General features: G+C 45.7%; 21 protein-coding genes, 1 tRNA gene and 1 riboswitch. All 22 genes read left to right on the top strand.

What is annotated here, in order from left to right; translation table 11 throughout:
* The first annotated feature begins 4 nt into the window (after positions 1-4).
* A complete protein-coding gene (locus K8U60_RS10645) occupies positions 5-418 on the top strand; it encodes a DUF350 domain-containing protein (RefSeq protein WP_223638360.1) in 414 nt (137 codons plus the stop codon).
* A 320-nt stretch (positions 419-738) separates the two neighbouring features.
* Positions 739-2,430, top strand: coding sequence for an AMP-binding protein (locus tag K8U60_RS10640; RefSeq protein ID WP_223638357.1), 1,692 nt, complete (start codon positions 739-741; stop codon positions 2,428-2,430).
* 96 nt (positions 2,431-2,526) lie between these two features.
* Complete coding sequence (locus K8U60_RS10635; RefSeq protein ID WP_223638354.1) at positions 2,527-3,111, top strand: TetR/AcrR family transcriptional regulator; 585 nt, start codon at positions 2,527-2,529, stop codon at positions 3,109-3,111.
* Between the two features lie 17 nt (positions 3,112-3,128).
* Positions 3,129-3,902, top strand: a complete 774-nt coding sequence (locus tag K8U60_RS10630; protein WP_223638351.1) for an enoyl-CoA hydratase — start codon at positions 3,129-3,131, stop codon at positions 3,900-3,902.
* A 20-nt stretch (positions 3,903-3,922) separates the two neighbouring features.
* Positions 3,923-4,696: an electron transfer flavoprotein subunit beta/FixA family protein gene (locus K8U60_RS10625; protein ID WP_223638348.1), complete on the top strand. Its 774-nt coding sequence runs from the start codon at positions 3,923-3,925 to the stop codon at positions 4,694-4,696.
* 462 nt (positions 4,697-5,158) lie between these two features.
* A complete protein-coding gene (locus tag K8U60_RS10620; RefSeq protein WP_223638345.1) occupies positions 5,159-6,124 on the top strand; it encodes an electron transfer flavoprotein subunit alpha/FixB family protein in 966 nt (321 codons plus the stop codon).
* 156 nt (positions 6,125-6,280) lie between these two features.
* A complete protein-coding gene (gene trxA, locus K8U60_RS10615) occupies positions 6,281-6,595 on the top strand; it encodes a thioredoxin (protein ID WP_008431421.1) in 315 nt (104 codons plus the stop codon).
* A 54-nt stretch (positions 6,596-6,649) separates the two neighbouring features.
* On the top strand, positions 6,650-8,446 hold the full coding sequence (gene uvrC / locus K8U60_RS10610; RefSeq protein WP_223638337.1) for an excinuclease ABC subunit UvrC: 1,797 nt from the start codon (positions 6,650-6,652) through the stop codon (positions 8,444-8,446).
* A 37-nt stretch (positions 8,447-8,483) separates the two neighbouring features.
* A riboswitch (Lysine riboswitch) is annotated at positions 8,484-8,658 on the top strand.
* Between the two features lie 123 nt (positions 8,659-8,781).
* Positions 8,782-10,008 (top strand): aspartate kinase, encoded by a 1,227-nt coding sequence (locus K8U60_RS10605; RefSeq protein WP_223638335.1) that lies wholly within the window; start codon positions 8,782-8,784, stop codon positions 10,006-10,008.
* A 410-nt stretch (positions 10,009-10,418) separates the two neighbouring features.
* A complete protein-coding gene (locus K8U60_RS10600; RefSeq protein ID WP_223638332.1) occupies positions 10,419-11,033 on the top strand; it encodes a succinate dehydrogenase cytochrome b558 subunit in 615 nt (204 codons plus the stop codon).
* 45 nt (positions 11,034-11,078) lie between these two features.
* Entirely contained in the window at positions 11,079-12,827 is a 1,749-nt protein-coding gene (gene sdhA, locus K8U60_RS10595; RefSeq protein WP_223638329.1) for a succinate dehydrogenase flavoprotein subunit, read from the top strand.
* A gap of 22 nt (positions 12,828-12,849) precedes the next feature.
* The gene (sdhB, locus tag K8U60_RS10590; protein WP_223638326.1) at positions 12,850-13,620 is read left to right on the top strand and encodes a succinate dehydrogenase iron-sulfur subunit; all 771 of its coding nucleotides are present in this window, start codon (positions 12,850-12,852) and stop codon (positions 13,618-13,620) included.
* Between the two features lie 156 nt (positions 13,621-13,776).
* Positions 13,777-14,244, top strand: coding sequence for an acyl-CoA thioesterase (locus K8U60_RS10585; RefSeq protein WP_223638323.1), 468 nt, complete (start codon positions 13,777-13,779; stop codon positions 14,242-14,244).
* Between the two features lie 74 nt (positions 14,245-14,318).
* Positions 14,319-14,771 carry a MarR family winged helix-turn-helix transcriptional regulator gene (locus K8U60_RS10580; protein ID WP_223638320.1) on the top strand — a complete coding sequence of 151 codons (453 nt, stop codon included), beginning with the start codon at positions 14,319-14,321 and terminating at the stop codon, positions 14,769-14,771.
* 16 nt (positions 14,772-14,787) lie between these two features.
* On the top strand, positions 14,788-15,591 hold the full coding sequence (racE, locus tag K8U60_RS10575) for a glutamate racemase (protein ID WP_223638520.1): 804 nt from the start codon (positions 14,788-14,790) through the stop codon (positions 15,589-15,591).
* Between the two features lie 78 nt (positions 15,592-15,669).
* A complete protein-coding gene (gene rph / locus K8U60_RS10570; RefSeq protein ID WP_223638317.1) occupies positions 15,670-16,419 on the top strand; it encodes a ribonuclease PH in 750 nt (249 codons plus the stop codon).
* Entirely contained in the window at positions 16,416-17,021 is a 606-nt protein-coding gene (locus tag K8U60_RS10565; protein WP_223638314.1) for an XTP/dITP diphosphatase, read from the top strand. Before rph ends, K8U60_RS10565 begins: the two co-directional genes overlap by 4 nt.
* Positions 17,022-17,165: 144 nt before the next feature.
* A tRNA-Arg gene (locus tag K8U60_RS10560) sits at positions 17,166-17,239 on the top strand.
* Between the two features lie 245 nt (positions 17,240-17,484).
* Complete coding sequence (locus K8U60_RS10555) at positions 17,485-19,491, top strand: acyltransferase family protein (protein WP_223638311.1); 2,007 nt, start codon at positions 17,485-17,487, stop codon at positions 19,489-19,491.
* Positions 19,492-19,669: 178 nt separating this feature from the next.
* Positions 19,670-19,969 carry a TIGR04104 family putative zinc finger protein gene (locus K8U60_RS10550; RefSeq protein ID WP_223638309.1) on the top strand — a complete coding sequence of 100 codons (300 nt, stop codon included), beginning with the start codon at positions 19,670-19,672 and terminating at the stop codon, positions 19,967-19,969.
* 86 nt (positions 19,970-20,055) lie between these two features.
* Positions 20,056-21,036: a tetratricopeptide repeat protein gene (locus K8U60_RS10545; protein WP_223638306.1), complete on the top strand. Its 981-nt coding sequence runs from the start codon at positions 20,056-20,058 to the stop codon at positions 21,034-21,036.
* Between the two features lie 102 nt (positions 21,037-21,138).
* The gene (gene tig, locus K8U60_RS10540; RefSeq protein WP_223638303.1) at positions 21,139-22,425 is read left to right on the top strand and encodes a trigger factor; all 1,287 of its coding nucleotides are present in this window, start codon (positions 21,139-21,141) and stop codon (positions 22,423-22,425) included.
* Positions 22,426-22,597: the final 172 nt, after the last annotated feature.

Genomic DNA, 22,597 nt, shown 5'->3' with positions numbered 1-22,597 from the left:
AGAAATGACAGAGACTGGATTTTGGACACACCCGCTGGTGGAGTCAGCCGGCTATTTCAGTGTGGTGGTATTGTGCTTGATCGTCGCCATGGTGATTTTTGAAATGGTGACAAAATATAATAACTGGGAACAAATCAAAAAAGGGAATCTTGCAGTGGCGATGGCGACAGGCGGAAAGATTTTTGGCGTGACCAATATCTTCCGGTTTTCCATCGAACAGCATAACTCTTTGTTTGAAATGATCGGTTGGGGATTATTCGGTTTTACCTTACTGATTTTCGCCTATATTCTGTTTGAGTTCCTGACACCTAAATTTAAAGTGGATGATGAAATTGAACAGGATAACCGTTCTGTCGGTTTTATCTCAATGACCATCTCTGTCGGTTTGTCGTTTGTCATCGGAGCCAGTATTCAATAGGAGTTGGATGTCGTGGAAAACCTTATTAAGATTCTTTTCGTCTTTTGTGCAATCTTTTTGATTGTGGGAGTCATCTTTCTGTTCATTTTCTAATGGACAGAGCCAGCCTTTGAGCTGGCTTTTTTGTTGGAGTAAATTTATATTCTTATCGATCGCCAGGAAATGAAAAGGAAAGTTCTTGAATTTAAGACACATACAATCCATCTTTTAAAATTTATATTCAACTTATAAAAATAAAGTTTGAAAGCGGTATCATTTAACTCTATAATTAAAAATAGGAATATTCGCACGATTCTAAAAAAAAATAGGAGGTCTAAAGAATGACAGAAAAGCCTTGGCTTGCACATTATCCACCGGAAGTTCCGCATACGCTCGAATACCCAAGTATGCCTGTACAGGAATATTTAACAAAAGCTTATGAAAAATTCCCACAAAAAGTGGCGATCCATTTTATGGGGAAGGAACTTTCATATGAAGAACTTTATCAATCTTCCATGAAGTTCGCCAACTACCTTCAAAAACTGGGCATCAAGAAAGGCGATAGAGTTTCGATCATGCTGCCGAACTGTCCTCAGGCGGTTATCAGCTTTTACGGAATCCTTTATGCGGGAGGCGTTGTCGTCATGACAAACCCGTTATATACGGAGCGAGAGATCGCCTACCAGATGAAGGATTCAGGTGCAAAAGCTATTATCGGCTTGGACATTTTATTCCCTCGGATTTCGAAGGTATTGAAGGAAACGGATCTGGAAAATGTCATCGTCACGGGCATCAAGGATTACCTGACATTCCCGAAAAATCTGGTCTATCCATTCATTCAGAAAAAACAGTATGGCATGACCGTAAAAGTCGAGCACAGAGGCATTAATCACCTGTTCACTGAAATCATGAAAACTGCTCAACCGACTGTTAAGGAAACTCCATTTGACTTTGAAGAAGACTTGGCTTTGCTGCAATATACAGGAGGCACTACAGGCTCGCCGAAAGGCGTTATGCTGACGCATAAGAACATCATTTCAAATGCGACGATGTGCGACAGCTGGCTGTATAAAACCACAGACGGCGAAGAGACCATCATCGGAATCATCCCGTTATTCCATGTCTATGGTTTAACGACGGTGTTGATCCTATCCGTTATGCAAGGCAATAAGATGGTGCTGTTGCCGAAGTTCGATCCGGAAACGGCCTTGAAGACCATCAACAAACAAAAACCGACTCTTTTCCCGGGAGCCCCAACTCTATATATCGGATTGATGAACCACCCCGATATCGGCAAATATGACTTGTCTTCAATTGAAGCATGCCTAAGCGGTTCGGCGCCTCTTCCAGCGGAAGTACAGGAAAAGTTCGAAAAGCTGACTGGCGGAAAACTGGTGGAAGGCTATGGATTAACGGAAACGTCTCCGGTTACCCATTCGAATTTGGTATGGGGAGAGCGGACGAAAGGTTCGATCGGCTTACCGTATCCGGATACCGACTGCAAGATTTTCCAGACAGGTACGACGAATCCCGTGCCGAACGGTGAAATCGGTGAAATTGCCATTAAAGGCCCTCAAGTGATGAAAGGCTATTGGAATAAACCCGAAGAAACCGCTGCTACAATTGTAGATGGCTGGTTGCTGACTGGTGACCTTGGCTATATGGATGATGAAGGCCATTTCTTTATCGTCGACCGCAAAAAAGATATGATCATCGCAGGTGGTTTCAATATTTATCCGCGCGAAATCGAAGAAGTGTTGTATGAGCACGAAGCCGTGCAGGAATGTGTAGTTGCCGGTATCCCGGATCCGTATCGCGGTGAAACGGTAAAAGCATACATTGTGCTGAAAGAAGGCTATAATGTAACAGAAGAAGAATTCAATACGTACTGCCGGGAGCATTTAGCTTCATTTAAAGTGCCGCGTATTTATGAGTTCCGCAAAGAACTGCCGAAAACTGCAGTCGGAAAAATCCTGCGCCGTTCGTTGGTGGATGAAGAGATCGCTAAGCAAGACGAAGCAATCACATCGTAATCGGATAAAAACTTGACACTTTAACGAATAAACTATAATATGAAAATATGAATGAATCGCCATTCATATTTTCATATTTTTTTGGGTGGTGACAACTTGGTAAAAAAAGATAAGCCGAAATATAAGCAAATCATTGATGCGGCAGTTATTGTCATCGCTGAAAATGGCTACCATCAGGCGCAGGTCTCGAAAATAGCCAAACAGGCAGGTGTGGCCGACGGAACGATCTATTTGTATTTCAAAAACAAAGAAGACATCCTGATCTCTGTATTTCAGGAAAAGATGGGCGTGTTCGTCAGTAAGCTGGAACAAATCATCTCCCGCGACCTGGATGCATCGACCAAGCTCGGCCTTATGATTGAAAGCCACTTTGAATTATTGGCCAGTGACATCCATCTGGCGATCGTCACACAGCTTGAATTACGGCAGTCAAATTACGAAATTCGTATGAAGATCAATAATGTACTGCGTGAATATTTGAAGTTGATGGACAAGATTCTGGTCAAAGGCATGGAAGATGGCGAATTTGATGCAGCAATGGATATTCGTTTAGCCAGACAGATGGTTTTTGGTACAATGGATGAGACCATCACTACATGGGTCATGAATGATCATAAATATGATTTAGTCGAACTCGCACCACAAGTTCAGCGTTTGCTGCTGAAAGGTATGCAGGCTTAAGGGAAGGGGCTCATTGGATGGAATTTATCAGTTGGAAAAAAGAAGATGGAGTAGCTGTCGCGACGATTAATCGTCCACCGGCAAATGCACTGTCGCGTTCACTCATTTTGGAAGTCGATGAATTGTTGAACCAAGTGGAGAATGATGAAGAGGTTCGCGTCATCGTCCTGCACGGAGAAGGAAGGTTCTTTTCTGCAGGGGCTGACATCAAGGAGTTTACGCAAGTATCTTCAGGAGAAGAATTTTCAAAATTATCAGCGAGTGGCCAGGAAGTATTTGAACGAGTCGAAACTTTCCATAAGCCAGTCATCGCGGCGATCCATGGAGCGGCTTTAGGCGGCGGCTTGGAATTGGCAATGAGTTGCCACATGCGATTTGTTACTGAAAATGCTAAACTGGGATTACCGGAGCTTCAACTAGGGTTGATTCCCGGTTTTGCTGGAACACAGCGCCTGCCGAGATATGTAGGGGCAGCGAAGGCAGCAGAGATGCTGTTGACGAGCGATCCGATCTCCGGAACGGAAGCTGCTCAATATGGTTTGGCTAACCGTGCTTATGCAGAAGAAGACCTACTTTCGGAAACGCTTTCAATCGCGCGCAAGATTGCGAAGAAAAGTCCAGTTTCTGTGAAGGCGGCTATTCAGATGCTGCAGTACACAAAGCCTGCGTCTTATCATGAAGGTGTAGATGCTGAAGCTGCATCTTTTGGAACTGTTTTTGTTTCGGAGGATGCAAAAGAAGGAATCCAGGCATTTCTGGAAAAACGTGAAGCACAATTTAAAGGGAAATAATACTTGGGAGGTTTACGTTCATGAACATTTATGTATTGGTAAAACGTACGTTTGACACAGAAGAGAAAATTGTCGTTTCAGGTGGACAAATCCAGGAAGACGGCGCGGAATTCATCATCAATCCATACGATGAATACGCAATTGAAGAAGCAATCACAGTCCGTGATGCACACGGCGGCGAAGTGACAGTAGTCACAATCGGCAGCGACGAGGCTGAGAAGCAGCTTCGTACAGCTCTTGCAATGGGCGCTGACAAAGCGGTCTTGATCAACACGGAAGACGATATAGAAGAAATGGACCAGTTTACTTCTGCGTACATACTGGCTGAATATTTAAAAGACAAAGAAGCTGATTTGATTTTAGCGGGTAACGTAGCAATCGACGGCGGATCCGGCCAAGTCGGACCACGTGTTGCTGATTTGCTTGGCATCAACTATGTCACAACGATCACCAGCCTGAGCATTGAAGGCGAAACGGTTACCATCGTCCGCGATATCGAAGGGGATGCGGAAGAATTGGAAACATCATTGCCGCTTCTGGTAACAGCTCAGCAGGGCTTGAACGAGCCGCGTTATCCATCACTTCCAGGAATCATGAAAGCGAAGAAAAAGCCGCTTGAAGAATTGGAACTGGATGATTTGGATATCGAAGAAGACGATGTAGAAGCGAAAACAGAAACAATCGAAATCTACCTGCCACCGAAAAAAGCGGCTGGCCGTATTCTTGAAGGCGACATCTCCAACCAGGTAACAGAACTGGTAGGATTGCTGCGCAACGAAGCGAAGGTTATTTAAAGAAGTTTTAGTTTATTTATTTTTGCATAGGAGTCATAGGAAGAACTCGCTCCAGGCGGACGCTTTCCGCGGGCGGTCCGTGAGCCTCCTCAGGCTAGCGCCTTCTGGGGTCTCACCTGGACGCGCTTTCCCGCAGGAGTCGCCGCCTTCCACTCCTTCTTCTATGATGCTTTATAAATTAGAGCAATAAAAAATTAGATTGTTAAATTACTAGGATATGGAGCAAATCAGTGTAGACTCCCGCGGGATAGCGAAGTACCGAAATCCACTCGGGCCAGCCCGAGTTAGTTCGGTGCAAGCCCGCAGGAAAGCGGAGCTGTTTGCGGAATATCCGTAATAAAATTTGAATTGAAAAAATATTAGTTCAGTATAAATATTAAGTAAACCTTCATGATTTCTAGGAGTTATCTAACCCGTAAAGGCGGGAACATTTTTCACATCTACTTAGGGGGTAAACGGACTATGGCGAAAAAAGTATTGGTTTTAGGAGAAACGCGCGAAGGCGCTTTGCGTAATGTCTCATTTGAAGCAATTGCAGCAGCTAAGAAAATTTCTGGCGGCGGAGAAGTAGTAGGTGTTCTGATCGGTGATTCGGTTGCAGATTTCGGCGCTGAACTGATTGCATACGGTGCTGACCGCGTCGTAACGGTTGAACATCCGCATTTGAAATCGTATACATCGGACGGCTACGGCCAAGCATTCATGGCAGTCGTTGAACAGGAAAATCCGGAAGGTCTTGTCTTCGGCCATACGGCAGTCGGCAAAGATTTGGCTCCGAAAATCGCTTCCAAATTACAGTCCGGATTGATTTCGGATGTAACGGACATTGAAGGCGAAGGCGATGAGGCGGTATTCATCCGCCCGATCTTCTCTGGTAAAGCATTTGAAAAAGTGAAGCTGAAAGAAGGCATCGTTTTCATCACCGTGCGTTCGAACAACATTGCACCGCTTGAAAGACAGGAACGTTCAGGCGATGTCAGTTCGTTGTCGGTTGATATTACAAACCTTCGCACAATCATCAAAAACGTAGTGCGCAAATCATCTGAAGGCGTCGATCTTTCGGAAGCGAAAGTCATCGTAGCCGGAGGCCGTGGAGTTAAGAGTGCTGATGGATTTGAGCCGTTGCAGGAATTGGCGAATCTTCTTGGCGGCGCTGTTGGGGCATCACGCGGAGCTTGTGACGCGGATTATTGCGATTACTCGCTTCAAATCGGTCAGACAGGCAAAGTGGTTACACCTGACCTGTATATCGCAGCTGGTATTTCTGGCGCAATCCAGCACATGGCCGGTATGTCCAACTCGAAAGTGATCGTGGCGATCAACAAAGATCCGGAAGCGAACATCTTCAAAGTAGCGGATTACGGCATTGTCGGAGACTTGTTCGAAGTCATCCCGATGCTGACAGAAGAATTCAAGAAAGTAATGTAATTTTGAATGGCGGCGGGTCCACTGGGCCAGCCGCCGTTTTCTGTTTAACGCCCTCAGTTGCCGGGTATTGGAAGAGTAGGCAAAAAAATAGCTAGTGTTTTTAGCACATGCTATACTCTGTATATAGTTTGGTTCAATCATAAGGAGGAATTATTCATGGCAATCGTACACGGAACAGATCAGAACTTTTCACAAGAAGTATCAGAAGGACTCGTTTTAGTAGATTTTTGGGCAACTTGGTGCGGACCATGTAAAATGATCGCTCCAGTGCTGGAAGAATTAGACGCTGAAATGAGCGATAAAGTTAAAATCGTAAAAGTTGATGTGGATCAAAACCAGGAAACAGCTGGAAACTACGGCATCATGTCCATTCCGACTTTGTTGTTGATGAAAGACGGAGAAACAGTTGACAAAGTGGTTGGTTTCAGACCGAAAGAAGCTTTAGCTGAATTGGTTGAAAAACACGCATAATTCTTAACCGGGTCCAGCGATGGTGCCCGGTTTTTTAATAGGGTGAGATAAAAGATGGCTAACGAATTGATTCAGCATAAATTGGCAGTATTGCCTGGTCAACCAGGCTGCTATTTGATGAAGGATCGCCAGAATACCGTCATTTATGTCGGTAAGGCGAAAGTTTTGAAAAACCGCGTGCGCTCGTATTTCACGGGCAGCCACGATGCAAAAACACAGCGTTTGGTCAATGAAATCGAGGATTTCGAATATATCGTCACTTCTTCAGATAAAGAAGCGTTGATTCTCGAATTGAATTTGATCAAAAAATATGACCCTAAATACAATATTATGCTGAAGGATGACAAAAGCTATCCGTACTTGAAAATCACGGGAGAGCGCCATCCGAAGCTGATTACAACCAGACAGGTGAAAAAAGACAAAGGAAAATACTTTGGCCCTTACCCGAATGCTTACGCGGCAGCGGAGACGAAAAAGCTGTTGGATCGTCTGTATCCATTGCGGAAATGCCATACCATGCCGGATCGGGTTTGTTTGTACTATCATTTAGGGCAATGTTTGGCTCCTTGCGTCAAGCCTGTCGAAAAGGAAACCTATCAGGAAATGATCGACGGCATCACCAGATTCCTGAACGGCGGATTCCGGGAAGTGAAGCAGCAATTGGTCGAGAAGATGTCCGAAGCTTCAGAGAACCTGGAATTTGAACGTGCCAAGGAATACCGCGACCAAATTTCCATGATTGAAACCGTGATGGAAAAACAGAAGATGGCGATGAACGATTTCACCAATCGCGACGTCTTTGCCTATGCAGTCGATAAGGGCTGGATGTGCGTACAAGTCTTTTTTGTGCGTCAAGGCAAACTGATTGAACGCGACGTTTCGCTGTTTCCGCTCTACCGGGATCCAGAAGAAGAGTTTTTGACGTTTCTGGGGCAATTTTATGAAAAGGCCAACCATGTCAAGCCGAGTGAAATTCTGTTGCCGGAAGCGGATGATCCGGAGATGTTAAAAGAATGGCTTGGAGTCCGGGTACTGGTTCCCCAGCGCGGCAAGAAAAAAGATTTGGTGGCGCTGGCTAAGAAAAATGCCGAAATTGCCATCAAAGAGAAATTCCAGCTGCTCGAGCGCCAGGAAGAACGGACAATCGGTGCCTGCGTAGACCTGGGAGAAGCAATGAACATCGAAACGCCTTTGCGCATCGAAGCATTCGACAACTCCCACATTCAAGGAGCCGATGCGGTATCTGCGATGATTACGTTCATCGACGGCAAGCCTTCCAAAAAGGATTACCGGAAATACAAAACACGCAATGCTTCCAAGCCCGATGATTATGCAGCAATGCGCGAAGTTATCCGCCGCCGCTATTCACGAGTCCTGAAAGACGGTCTGCCTTTGCCGGATCTGATCGTCATCGATGGAGGAAAAGGCCAGATGGAGTCGGCGCGCGAAATCCTGGAGGACGAACTCGGTTTATCGATACCGATTGCGGGACTGGCGAAAGATGCAAAGCACCAAACTTCCCAATTGCTGTATGGGTCACCTGCTGAAGTTGTGCCGCTCAAGCGGACCAGTGAAGCTTTCTATCTGATGCAGCGGATTCAAGATGAGGTCCACCGTTTTGTCATCACTTTCCACCGTCAGCTGCGCGGCAAGAATTCGATCCAGTCGGCGCTCGACGGTCTTGAAGGAGTCGGACCGAAACGCAAACAGCAGCTGCTGAAGCATTTTGGATCTGTCAAGAAACTCAAAGAAGCCTCTGTCGAAGAAATCAAAGAGGCGGGAATGCCGGAAGCGCTGGCGTTGTCCATCAGTCAGCATTTTGGGGAAGACACATTGCCAAGCGAATCTTAACGTGTTATCGTAATAGAATAATTGAATCACTTGGAAAAGTGATGATAGAGGCGCGAACGTCAATAGTAAGCATTCGGAGATTTGCAGAATCTGAGATGAATGGTGAAAGGGGCGGTCGCCGAAGTGTGCGTGTTACTGCTGTTGCGCATGCTGGTTCTGCATTTAAGAAATGCAGAGCTGTCAGAGTCAATCTCTGGAGGGCTATCTCACATGGACGTTTTTCGTACATGATGAAAGAGGTAGTTTGCCGTGGTTGCGGTGAACTGCCTTTTTTTGTGGCCGGCTTTGCTGCCGGTCATAGTGAGGGCCACATACTAAATGTGGGAGTGGATGAAATGGAAACAATCGTCATGAAATTTGGAGGGACGTCTGTCGCAACTCCGGAAAAGATCATCGGAGTGGCTGAACGGGCCATCCGTGAAAAAGAAAAAGGCAAACGGGTTGTCATTGTCGTTTCGGCTATGGGCAAGACGACCGATACGCTGCTCGGGCTGGCCGGGGAAATTTCTTCTGAACCGCCAAAGCGGGAAATGGACATGCTGCTGGCCACTGGTGAGCAGATCACCATTTCGCTCTTGGCGATGGCCTTCAAAAAGCTGGGTCATGAAGCCTTATCTTTTACCGGTTGGCAGGCGGGAATCGAAACAGAATCCGTGCCCCGCAATGCACGCATTGAACAAATCCATACAGAGCGTCTTGAACGTGTATTGGAAAATGGCTATTTTTGTGTGGTGGCCGGTTTTCAAGGAGTCGATAAAATCGGCAATATCACCACGCTCGGCCGAGGTGGATCTGATACGACGGCTGTTGCACTGGCCGCAGCTTTAAAAGCGGAGAAATGCGAAATTTATACAGATGTCAACGGTGTCTATACATCGGATCCCCGGTTTGTCACAGGTGCACGCAAGCTGGAACAGATTTCCTATGACGAAATGCTGGAGCTCGCCAATTTGGGGGCAGGGGTCCTGCATCCACGCGCCGTCGAGTTCGCAAAAAACAATCATGTACCATTATCCGTCAGAGCAAGTTATTCAAATGAGCCTGGCACAATCATACAAGAGGTGATCACTGTGGAGAAAAACTTAATCGTCAGAGGTGTTGCATTTGAACCCGGAATCGCGCGTGTGACCGTCACTTATAAAAAACCATTCAACGGTTCCCTCGCCAATATATTTACAAAACTTGCTGAAAATCAGATTGATGTGGACATCATCGTCCAAAGCATCAGTGATGAATTTCCGCCATCGGTTTCATTTTCCATCTCTCAGGAAAGCCTGGAAGAAACGCGCCGTGTCCTCACAGACGCAAAAGATGAAATCGGCTTCCTGTCGCTGAACGTCGAGGTCGGTTTGTCGAAAGTGTCGATTGTGGGATCGGGAATGGTATCCAATCCGGGCGTAGCTGCACGGATGTTCGATATTTTAAGAAGCCAGGAGATTCCAGTGAAAATGGTCAGCACCTCCGAAATCAAAATTTCAGTAGTGGTGCAGGAATCAGATATGAGAAAATCGGCGAATGCTTTACATGATGCCTATGGTCTGTCTGAAGTCCAGTCTTCTTAATGCACAGCTCTTCAAGTAAAAAGGCAACATCCGCCAAATAATAATAGTAAGTGATAAAATTCACAATTTGTTCAAATTCTCAATAGCAATAGTGCAATAATGCTGTTATCACTACAATACGATGAATTAGGGTCAAAAAGCGATTCTCAATTAGAGAATCGCTTTTTGTCAGAATTCTATTAAAACGGTTACATTCCAAGCTGTTTTATTGCAGATAGGGCGTAATTCATCAATAAAATACTTAGTAACTATCTGTTCAAAAGAGTTTCGGTACCTTGACGCTCCTAAAGGGGGAGAGTACAATAAATATGTCATATTAATGTATCATGATGGTGTGCGGCTTCAGGTGCTTTCGTAATATATCGTTAGCTTTGAAAGTTGCCAATCAATGTTTTGAGGGGGGTAAAATTTTGGATAACAATCGTGAATTTTTAATGCGCAGGCTGCACTCATTGTTGGGGATCATTCCTATCGGTTTATTCTTAACGCAGCACTTAATCGTCAACCATTTTGCTACACAAGGGGTAGAGGCATTCAATAATGCATCTCACTTCATGGCAAATCTTCCATTCGTTATTTTCCTGGAGATATTTGTCATTTATTTACCGCTCATGTATCACGCATTCTACGGTCTATACATAGCGTTTACTTCGAAGAACAATCCTGGGCATTATAGCTATATGCGCAACATTTTGTTTGTCGCACAACGTTATACAGGGGTCTTCCTGGTAGTCTTCATCGCTTGGCACGTCTTTGAAACAAGATTCCAAGTCGCGATCGGAGCAGCAGCAGAAGCTGATTTCAATATGATGGAAAACATTTTAAGCAATCCATTCATGTTGGCCTTCTACATCGTCGGTGTGTTGGCAGCAGTTTTCCATTTCTCGAACGGAATTTGGTCATTCCTTGTTACATGGGGAATTACACAGTCCGAAGCATCACAGCGAAACGCAACTTATTTCACGCTTCTAGTATTTATTGTATTATCGATCATTGGTATCAGAGCATTGTTTGCATTCGTTTAAGAATGTTTCAATCATTGGTGAACTAAAAGAGGAGTGAATACTAACATGGCGAAGGGCAAAATTTCTATCGTCGGTGGTGGCCTTGCCGGCTTGATGGCAGCAATTAAAGTTGCAGAGGCAGGTTCTCCCGTCGATTTATTTTCAATCGTTCCCGTTAAACGGTCCCACTCAGTATGTGCACAAGGCGGGATCAACGGAGCGGTCAATACAAAAGGTGAAGGGGATTCCCCGGATATTCACTTTGATGATACTGTTTACGGAGGCGACTTCCTTGCGAATCAGCGTCCCGTAAAAGCAATGGCGGATGCAGCACCCGGAATTATCCGCATGTTCGACCGTATGGGCGTAATGTTCAACCGTACACCGGAAGGCCTTTTGGATTTCCGTCGTTTCGGTGGAACGATGTACCATAGAACAGCATTTGCCGGCGCTACAACTGGGCAGCAATTGTTGTATGCATTGGACGAGCAGGTTCGCCGCTATGAAGTGAGCGGACTGATCACTAAATATGAAGGCTGGGAATTCCTTGGTCTTGTTCTTGATGAGCAGGGCGTCGGTAAAGGAATCACGGCTCAAAATATGACGACCATGGAAATTAATTCGTTCCGTGCGGATGCTGTCATCATGGCAACCGGTGGACCGGGAATCATTTTCGGGAAATCGACGAACTCCGTCATCAACACAGGTTCAGCGGCTTCCATCGTCTATCAACAAGGGGCATACTACGCAAACGGCGAATTTATCCAAATTCACCCGACAGCGATTCCGGGAGACGATAAACTGCGCTTAATGTCAGAATCGGCTCGTGGGGAAGGCGGACGTATTTGGACTTACAAAGACGGCAAGCCTTGGTATTTCCTTGAAGAAAAATATCCGGCATACGGAAACCTGGTTCCACGTGATATCGCAACACGTGAAATCTTCGATGTCTGCGTTAACCAGAAGCTCGGCATTAACGGCGAGAACATGGTTTACTTGGATCTTTCACACAAAGATCCAAAAGAATTGGATATCAAATTAGGTGGAATCATCGAGATCTACGAGAAATTCACAGGTGATGACCCTCGTAAAGTACCGATGAAAATCTTCCCGGCTGTCCATTATTCAATGGGTGGATTATGGGTCGATGACCACCAAATGACAAGCATCCCTGGCGTTTTGGCAGCGGGTGAATGTGATTACTCTCAGCACGGTGGTAACCGTCTGGGCGCGAACTCATTGCTTTCAGCAATTTACGGCGGTATGGTCGCAGGACCGAACGCTCTTGAATATGTTAAAGGCCTTGAAGTATTGGCAGAAGACCTTCCTTCAGCTATTTTCGACAAAGCTGAAGCAGAAGAGCAACGCAAATGGGAAGAAATTCTGGCATTGGACGGCACAGAAAACGCTTACGTTCTTCACAAAGAATTAGGCGAATGGATGACCGACAATGTAACAGTGGTACGCTATAACGATCGTTTGCAGAAGACGGATGAAAAACTCCAGGAACTGCTTGAGCGCTTCAACCATATCAGCATCACCGATACTCAGCTTTGGAGCAACCAAGGCGCAATGTTCACACGTCAATTGCGAAATATGCTACATTTAGCACGAGTGATCACAATCGGGGCACTTAACCGTAACGAAAGCCGTGGCGCTCATTACAAACCCGATTTCCCGGAACGTAATGATGAAGAGTTCTTGAAAACAACGATGGCGAAATTTAATGGCTTTGATGCACCTATCTTCCATTATGAAGAAGTCGACACCTCGTTGATTCCGCCGCGTAAACGTGATTATTCAGCAAAAGCATAATATAGAAGGGAGCTAATTTACCATGGGTGAAGCAGCAAAAACGGTACTATTTGAAATCGAACGCAGAAACTCTACGGATGAAGATTCGTATTGGGAAAAGTTCGAATTGCCATATAAGGCGAATATGAATGTCATTTCGGCATTGATGGAAATTCGCCGTAACCCTGTCAACATGGAAGGGAAGAAAACCACTCCTGTAAACTGGGACATGAACTGTCTGGAAGAGGTTTGTGGCGCATGTTCAATGGTCATCAACGGCAAAGCGCGTCAATCGTGTACTGCTCTCGTCGACCAATTGGAACAGCCGATCCGTCTTCAGCCGATGAAAACATTCCCTGTTGTCCGTGACCTTGTCATTGACCGCAGCCGTATGTTCGACTCGTTGAAGAAAGTTAAAGCATGGGTGCCGATCGATGGTACGCATGACCTTGGAGATGGACCACGTATGCCTGAGCGCAAACGCCAGTGGGCTTACGAACTATCTAAATGTATGACTTGCGGCGTATGTCTTGAAGCATGCCCGAACGTCAACGATAAGTCCGATTTCATCGGAGCTGCACCACTTTCACAGGTTCGTTTGATGAACGCTCATCCGACTGGTTCTATGAACCGCGATGCACGTTTGAACGCGATCATGGGTGAAGGCGGATTAGCAAGCTGCGGTAACTCTCAAAACTGTGTAGAATCTTGTCCTAAAGGAATTCCTTTGACAACTTCAATCGCAGCCTTGAACCGCGACACTACTGTTCAAATGTTCCGCAACTTCTTCGGAAGCGACAGAATGGTTGACTAGTATTTAATGGAAACCCCGCTGCGGCGGGGTTTTTATTTTTGTCTATTGTTAGTGAGTAGGAAGAGCAGCGTAGTAAAGTCTACATAATTTCCTGCCCTTTCCTGAAGTTTTTGATATACTAAGAAAATGAAGAGTTTGAATTAGTGGAGGTTTCCTATGAAAGCGAGTTATATTGAGAATTTTGATCAATGGAGGCGGGAATTTACTTTTTCTGCTCCGGTGCAGGTGCGTTTCTCTGAAACGGACATGTTCGGGCATGTCAACAACACGGTGCCCATCGCTTATTTTGAGTTTGCGCGGATCGAGTTCATGAAAGAGATGGGCATGATGCAACGCTGGCTTGAGGAAGGTAACGAATTGTTTCCGGTCGTAGCCGATATGCAGGTGGATTTTGTCCAGCAAGTATTTTTCGATGAAAAACTGGATGTCCATGTCAAAATTGCGCGCGTCGGCACGTCTTCGGTTGATGTTCATTACTGGACGGTCAATGAAAAAGGGGAAACCTGCTTTACCGGAAGAGGGGCGATTGTCCAGATCTCAAAACAGACCGGCAAAGGGCATCCGTGGACAGAACAGGACATTGAAATGCTCCGGGCAGAGCAATTGGCTGCTGCAAAAAAGTAAGGGAGCTCTTGCTATATCAATAAAAAACCTTCACTATAGAAAGAAGAAGGTTTTTCAAGGAGTGGTAACTGGAAATGAATGATGACAAGCAAGGCTTCAGCCATGAATTAGAACGCATCGCCTTTATGGAAAAGGAACTGCGCTATATTTCTGGAATCATCAAGCAAAAAGGCCGGGAAATTTTGAATTCCTATACAATTACGCCGCCTCAATTCATCGCGCTGCAATGGCTGTTCGAACATGGAGACATGACCATCGGCGACCTGTCGAATAAAATGTATCTGGCGTTCAGCACCACAACCGATCTGGTTGACCGCATGGAGAAAAATGAGCTGGTTGTGCGCATCCGTGAAGAACAGGACCGCCGCGTCGTCCGGATCAAATTATTAAAAGAAGGCGAACGGGTTATCGAAGAAGTTATCCAAAAACGCCAGGAATACCTGCAGACCGTGTTAGCGGACTTTACAAAAGAAGAAGCGGAACAATTTGCAGCTTTACTTGAGAAATTGCATAAAAACATGAAATAGGATAGAGGCGATGACGTTGAATGCGCCAATTGGAGTAATTGATTCAGGAGTCGGTGGACTTACCGTCGCAAAAGAAATTATGAAACTATTGCCGAATGAGCAGATTTACTATATCGGTGATAATGCCAGATGCCCGTATGGACCGCGTCCGCTGTCGGAAGTGCGGACCTATACATGGCAAATGGCCGATGCATTGATGAAAAAGAATATTAAAATGCTGGTCATCGCCTGCAATACCGCAACAGCCGCAGCGCTATACTCCCTGCAGAGAAATCTGCCGATCCCCGTGATCGGGGTTATTTTTCCAGGGGCACGGGCTGCGATCAAATCTTCAACGACGAAAAAAATCGCCGTTTTGGGCACACTGGGAACAGTCGAGAGTGGAGCATACGAAAAAGCCATCCTGTCATTGGTTTCTTCATCGCACGTCGTGCAGTTGGCATGCCCGCGCTTTGTCCCTTTGGTCGAGAGTGATGAATATGAAGGCGAGTTCGCTCACCGGATCGTTCAGGATACGCTTGCGACGATTGCCCATGAGGATTTCGATACAGCGATTCTGGGCTGTACGCATTACCCGTTGCTGCAGGGCTTCATCGAAGAAGTCTTAGGCGACACAGTACATGTGCTGTCATCTGCAGAAGAAACGGCAAAGGATGTAGAGCGTTACTTGAGCTATAAAAAACAATTCGCAGAATGGAAGCAGCCGCCGGTGCATCATTTCTATACATCGGGATCAACGCAGATTTTCGGCTCCATCATCCACAAATGGCTGGGGATCGATGAACCGATCATCCATTCGATTCGATTTCCAAAAACCTGAGGGCTCACAGCCCTCAGGTTTTTGTCGTTATCACTGAAATATGGTAAGCTATTTGAGCATATACAAGGAGGAAATTTTATGACACGCATAGATAGTAGACAAACGAACGAACTGCGTCCCGTATCAGTGGACGTCGATTATTTGATTCACCCGGAAGGCTCGGTATTGATCACAGTAGGGCAGACGAAAGTCATCTGTACCGCTACCATTGAAGATAAAGTTCCAGGATTCCTTAGAGGGCAGGGCAAGGGCTGGATCACCGCAGAATATTCCATGCTGCCCCGTGCCACCAACAGCCGGAACCGCCGCGAGGCATCTGCCGGTAAAATCGGAGGACGCACAATGGAGATCCAGCGTTTGATCGGCCGCGCATTGCGTGCTGTGGTTGACCTGGAGAAGCTCGGTGAGCGTACTTTATGGATCGACTGCGACGTTATCCAGGCAGACGGCGGAACACGTACAGCATCGATTACAGGTGCATTCATCGCCATGACGATGGCTATCGGCAAATTAGATCTTCCGGCATTCCCGGTAACGGATTTTCTTGCGGCGACAAGTGTCGGTATATCTGCTGAAAACGGACCGATCCTCGACTTGAATTATGTCGAAGATTCAAGTGCGGAAGTGGATATGAACCTGGTCATGACAGGGGCAGGTCATTTTGTGGAATTGCAGGGAACAGGGGAAGAGTCGACTTTCACACGCGCTCAGCTTACTGAATTGCTGGACCTTGGGGAAGCGGGGATCAGCCAATTGATCGACATGCAGCGTGATGCCTTGGGCGATATTGCTGCTCGCGTTGGTGAAAAGGTGCCTGCACAACTATGAAAAGAATAGTAATTGCAACTCAAAACAAAGGCAAAGCCAAGGATTTCGAAACCTTGCTGGCACCTCTGGGTTATGAAGTGCTGACCCTTTTGGACGTGGCAGCGGATATGGATGTGGAAGAAACAGGTGTGACGTTTGAAGAGAACGCCATCCTGAAAGCGGAAGCGGTATCCAAAGCACTCGGCATTCCCGTCATCTCGGATGACAGCGGGCTGGAAATCGATGCCTTGAACGGCGAACCGGGTGTCTACTCAGCGCGCTATGCAGGCGCCGCTAAGAGCGACGATGCAAATATCGATAAAGCACTTGAAAAATTGAGTGGCGTGCCTGACAGCGAACGTACAGCGCGTTTCCGCTGTGTGCTCGCAGTAGCAGCTCCTGGACAAAAAACCGAAACCTTTTCCGGATCTTGTGAAGGGGCGATTCTTCATGAGCGCCGGGGCGACAATGGTTTTGGCTATGATCCGATTTTCTACGTGCCGGATCTGGACAAAGCAATGGCCGAACTCCAGCCTCACGAAAAAGCGGCAATCTCACACCGGGGGAATGCATTGCGCCAATTGAAAGAAAGCATGCCCGACTGGCTGAACGAACAGAAATAAATCAGCTGAAATTAATTTTAATGTTTTTTTAAAATAGCATTGACTTTTCTTTAAATCATTTCTATAATTAAAATTGTCTTTCGTTAGAAAAGCAAAGCCGTCCGCAACAGCAGGCGCCACCGTCTGGACTCTAAGAAAGCTTTGGTCTCAGTAGCTCAGCTGGATAGAGCAACGCCCTTCTAAGGCGTCGGTCGGGGGTTCGAATCCCTCCTGGGACATTATAGGAATGTACATAGTACAAAGAGAACCCTCTCCATCGTTCAGTGAACGGCGGGGAGGGTTCTTTTTTCTTTTTACGAATAGAAGTGGATATTCGGGAGCAACTTGCTTCTTCATCCAAATTGGTTGGGAAGAAGTAATTCCGCTTTAAATAAATGCAATTTACAGAAAATAAAGCAGAAAATTATAAATATGATACCATTATATCTATGTGTTTATAAAAGGCAAGGAGTTGCAGAATTACATGGAAACTAAAAGGCGTATCCGACCCGAACTGGAAGGCTTGCGTACAATCGCAGCGATATTAGTGGCAATTTATCATATATGGTTTAATCGGGTATCGGGCGGAGTGGATGTTTTCTTCGTGGTATCAGGCTTTTTAATCACTACATCGTTACTGTCGATGTATCGGAAAAACGGAAAGGTCTTGTACTTTTCCTATATTGTAAAGTTGTTGAAGCGGTTGTTGCCTACGGCTTGGCTGATCGGTATAACGGTTTTAATCGCCAGTCTATACATAATGCCGGCTTTCACAAAACAGCAAAACTTGAATGAGTTTTTAGCTTCTGTATTTTATTTTCAGAACTGGCGGCTTGCGGTCGATTCGGTCGATTATTTGGCACAGAACAATACGGCCTCACCGTATCAGCATTTTTGGGCATTGAGTATTCAATTCCAGTTTTATTTAGTTTGGCTGTTGGTCTTTTTTGTGGCCATCAACTTATTGCGGATTTTCTCAGGTACTCACATAAAACGTATGCTGATCCTGGTGATTTCGGTAATTGCGGTCGTATCCTTCGGCTATTCAGTTTATCTGACCACGGTCAATCAGCCATTCGCTTACTATCATACCTTTACACGGGTATGGGAATTCGGGATTGGCGGCATTTTGGCATTGACGATCCATAGGTTAGTGATTTCCCCACGGCTTGCCTGGATTTTCGGCTGGCTTGGGTTGATTGGACTGATCAGCTGTGCCATTATCCTGCAGGTATCCCAGCTGTTCCCGGGCTACGCGGCGCTATGGCCGGTATTATCCGCTGTCCTGATCATTGTGGCAGGGAATTACTCCACGAACTTCAGCGCTTTCAATTTGCTCAGCTGGAAGCCTTTAGTAAAATTCGGAAGCATCTCCTATGCGTTTTATCTATGGCATTGGCCGCTCCTAATTTTCTATTACGCTTTGTTTGAAGCAGAAACGGTTTCGCTAGCTCACGGCTTGCTGATCATGCTGGTCGCGTCGATTTTTGCTTACCTGACAATTTACGGCTTCGAGTTGCCGATTCGAAAGATCCAGTTGTCCGTTTGGAAGACAGCCAGCATCATCGTCGTTTTTTCCGGCCTTATCTGGATTACAGCCACTATGTACGAAGAGCAGGCTTTGGCGCTGCCGGAAATCAATTCAGAGCTGTTAAGTGAGAGTGCTGACACGCATCCAGGGGCAGTCACATATATGCAGGACGGCCGCTTGACACCTCTTTCAGAATTTGATGAGCCGTACCTTCCGAGCTTAGAGGTAGCGGAAATAGACAGATCAGTGATTTATGAAGAACGCTGCATGGTGGGGAAAGTGACCACTAAGGCGAAGGTTTGTGAATACGGCAGCCTGACGGATTATGATTATACGGTGGCACTTGTCGGCGGATCCCATTCTGCCCACTGGCAGCCGATGCTTGATGAACTAGGGAAAACGCATAATTTGAAAATCGTCACTTACCTGAAGAGCAGCTGCCGCTTTACGGAGGAAGTGGATCCGGATTTCCCTGAATGTGAGGAATGGTTCGCAAACATGAAGGCCGAAATAGCGGAAAATAAACCCGATCTATTGTTTACTGTAGGGAATGTCGGAAGCCAACAGGAAGAATTTGATGAAGTATCTGATGGATTCATTGAAGCTTGGAAGTATTTTGAAGACCAGGACATTCCGTTATTTATTGTGCGGGATACGCCCTGGTATAAACAGCACGTTTTGACGTGCCTTAGTGAAAACGAAAACGAACCGGAAAATTGCAAAGCCAAGCAAGCAGATATCATGCGAGAGGTGAACCCGATATCCGAGGTGGACTATATGCCGGAAAATGCCACAACGATGGATGTGACGGATTATTTCTGTGATGGGGAATACTGTCATTATGTAGTCGGTAATGTCGTCACGCATTTTGACGCCAATCATATGACCGCTACATTTTCCCGGAGTTTTGCCCCCGTGTTCGAAAAGCCGATTCTCGAGGCGCTGGAAAATATAGAATAGTATTTTTTAGCTGAACCAATGACCTGAAGGGGTTTCTTGGTTCGGCTTTTTTTATTTTCGTGTAAAGGTGAGACCAGAGGCACTCGCAGCAGCCAATCCTCTCATCCGACAACGCTGATTCAAGAAACGCTGAAACTAAACGCCACCCGTTACGTACTATAACTAAGGAGGCGTTTCTATGCCAATATGCAAAAGCTGTGGAACCCGGTGGACCCGGAAGCAATCATTCAAAGCCTCGTGGAAAATCAGAGGAGCGATGCGCTGTCCCCATTGCGGAAGCGATCAATACGCTACTGCAAAATCAAGGCAGCGTCTGACTCTCTTGAACTGGATCATTTTATTGCCGTTGCCGTTCGCTGCAATCTTCGACCTTCCCATGGTTTACACAATCGGAATGATTCTTGTGCTGTTTGCTGTGGCAATGGCGCTCATCCCAAAATCCTTGGAGCTGAGCAACGAACATAAACCCATGTGGTGAGCGGAAACATTATCCATGCAATAAGGTTTTTATTTTAGGTCAAAAGGGAATATGTTATGATTATGAGATACAAAAGAGGTGGTAGGATGCGAAAGAAATACAGAGATTTGAAACGCAAGGGGAACGTGATTGTCTTTCCGACGACAGTGAATCGGCTGCTGGCTGAAGGAATGACTTTTCTGAAAGAAGAAAAGTACGAGGACGCGCGGGATAGCCTGTATCAGGTGCTGTCGTATGAACCTGAGCACGCAGCTGCTTTAGGCGGCTACACTTATTGTCTGTATGAACTTGGGGAATTTGAAGAAGCCCTGGAAGTATGCAGGGAGTTATTGAAGGTCGGTCCGATCCATTACCTGGAGACGATGGAGCTATACATAAGTATTTTAATGCAAGTCCGCGAATTTGAAGAAGCGGAAAAGATGATCGAGGTATTAATAGAAGAAAAAGTATTGCCGGAAGAACGGCTTGAGCAGTTCCAGCAATTGCGTGACTTGAACGAGCGCATCGCAGCGAATGCATCATCCGAGAAGGTGGATGCATCCCTTTATGCCATTGATACGTTTCTGGCGCTGCACCCGGCTGAACAGGAGCAGTTGATCCTGGATCTGCCAACGACTTCCTATCAAGCTTTAAAGAAGAGGCTTCTGGCGATCATCGAGCATCCGGAAGCCGATTTGTTGACGAAGACATACATATTATTCATGCTGTTTCAGGAAAAGATTGAAGCGGAAGTTAAGGTTCAGAAATTCCATTACACCGGCACGTTCAACATCAGTGAACTGCCGGATCCTGTCAATAACGTCCGCATCCGAAAAATAACGGCTATTATTGAAGATGCATTGGCGAAAGATCCGACGCGCCTGGAACTGGTGAAGGAATTGTTCGAACGCCATATTTACTTGCTGTATCCGTTCATTTGGGATGATTACAGTGAAGCGGAAGTGGCACAGGGCTACATGGATTACACGGAAGGCCTGTTCAGTGGATTGACTTCATTTCATGAAGAAGAAAAGCTGCTGGAGTTGATCCAGCAGGCTGAACTATGGTTTGAAATGCGCAATGGGTAGAAATAGTTGAACCTGTGGACATGTGTGCTATAATATTGAAGTTGTCAAAATTCGTATAAAACGTAAAATGACTTTGTAGAAAATGTTTGGAGGGCTTATAATATGTCAGCAAAATGGGAAAAACAAGAAGGTAACACAGGGATTCTTACAATCGAAGTTCCTGCAGAAGAAGTAAACGCCGGTCTTGATAAAGCGTTTAAGAAAGTCGTTAAAGAAATCAACGTACCAGGATTCCGTAAAGGGAAAATGCCTCGTCAAATGTTCGAAAAACGTTTTGGCGTTGAATCACTTTACCAGGACGCTTTAGACTTCATCCTGCCTGACGCTTATGCGAATGCAGTTGAAGAAGCAGGGATCAACCCAGTTGACCGCCCTGAAATCGACATCGAAACAATCGAAAAAAATCAGCCGCTTGTATTTACAGCGAAAGTGATCGTAAAACCTGAAGTTGAGCTTGGCGAATACAAAGGTCTTGAAGCATCAAAACCTGATACTGATGTATCTGATGAAGATATCGAAAACCAGTTGAAAGAGCAGCAGGAACGTTTGGCTGAGTTGACTGTTAAAGAAGACGAAGCAATCGTTGAAGGCGATACAGCTGTTATCGATTTCGAAGGATTTGTAGATGGAGAAGCATTTGAAGGCGGACAAGGCAGTGACTACTCTCTTGAAATCGGTTCAAACTCATTCATCCCAGGATTCGAAGAACAATTGGTCGGCGTGAAATCTGGAGAAGAAAAAGACGTAGAAGTGACTTTCCCGGAAGAATACCACGCTGCTGAACTTGCAGGTAAAGCTGCAACGTTCAAAGTGAAAGTAAACGAAGTTAAAGGCAAGGAACTTCCAGAATTGAACGACGAGTTGGCTAAAGAAATCGACCCTGAAGTTGAAAGCCTGGAAGCACTTCGCACGAAGATGAAAGATAGCCTGATTGCTGAGAAGAAATCTGCTGCTGACGCAACACTTCGCGACGAATTGGTACAAAAAGCTGCTGAAAACGCAACAATCGACATTCCTCATGCAATGATCCATTCAGAAATGGACCGCATGATGAGCGATTTCGAACAGCGTTTGACTCAACAAGGGATGAACCTTGAATTGTACTTCCAGTTCTCTGGACAAGACGAAGCTGCACTTCGTGAGCAAATGCACGGTGATGCTGAAACACGCGTACGCGTTTCATTGACACTTGAAGCAATTGCTGAAGCTGAAAACATGCAAGTCACTTCAGAAGACATCGACAAAGAGCTTGAAAAAATGGCTGGTCAATTCAACATGGACATTGAACAGATCAAAACAGCTTTAGGTGGAACTGAAATGCTTGAAAATGATATCCGCATGCAGAACACAGTCGAATTCCTAGTGGAAAACGCTAAAATCTCTGAATAACACATAAGCAACATCATAACAAATAAGAAAACAAGGTGCGGAAACGCACCTTGTTTTCCACTACATAGAACATAGATTTTGGACCTACATTGCCGAAGAATTGACGGTGAATCTAATTAGTTGCTACAATTACGATAATCTTGTAAGATAATGGCTTGAATAGGGGTGAATA

The sequence above is a fragment of the Planococcus circulans genome (assembly GCF_020023385.1).
GTDB lineage: Bacteria > Bacillota > Bacilli > Bacillales_A > Planococcaceae > Planococcus.
Note: the sequence above shows the minus strand (reverse complement) of the source record. Positions and strands in the feature narration are given on the sequence as shown.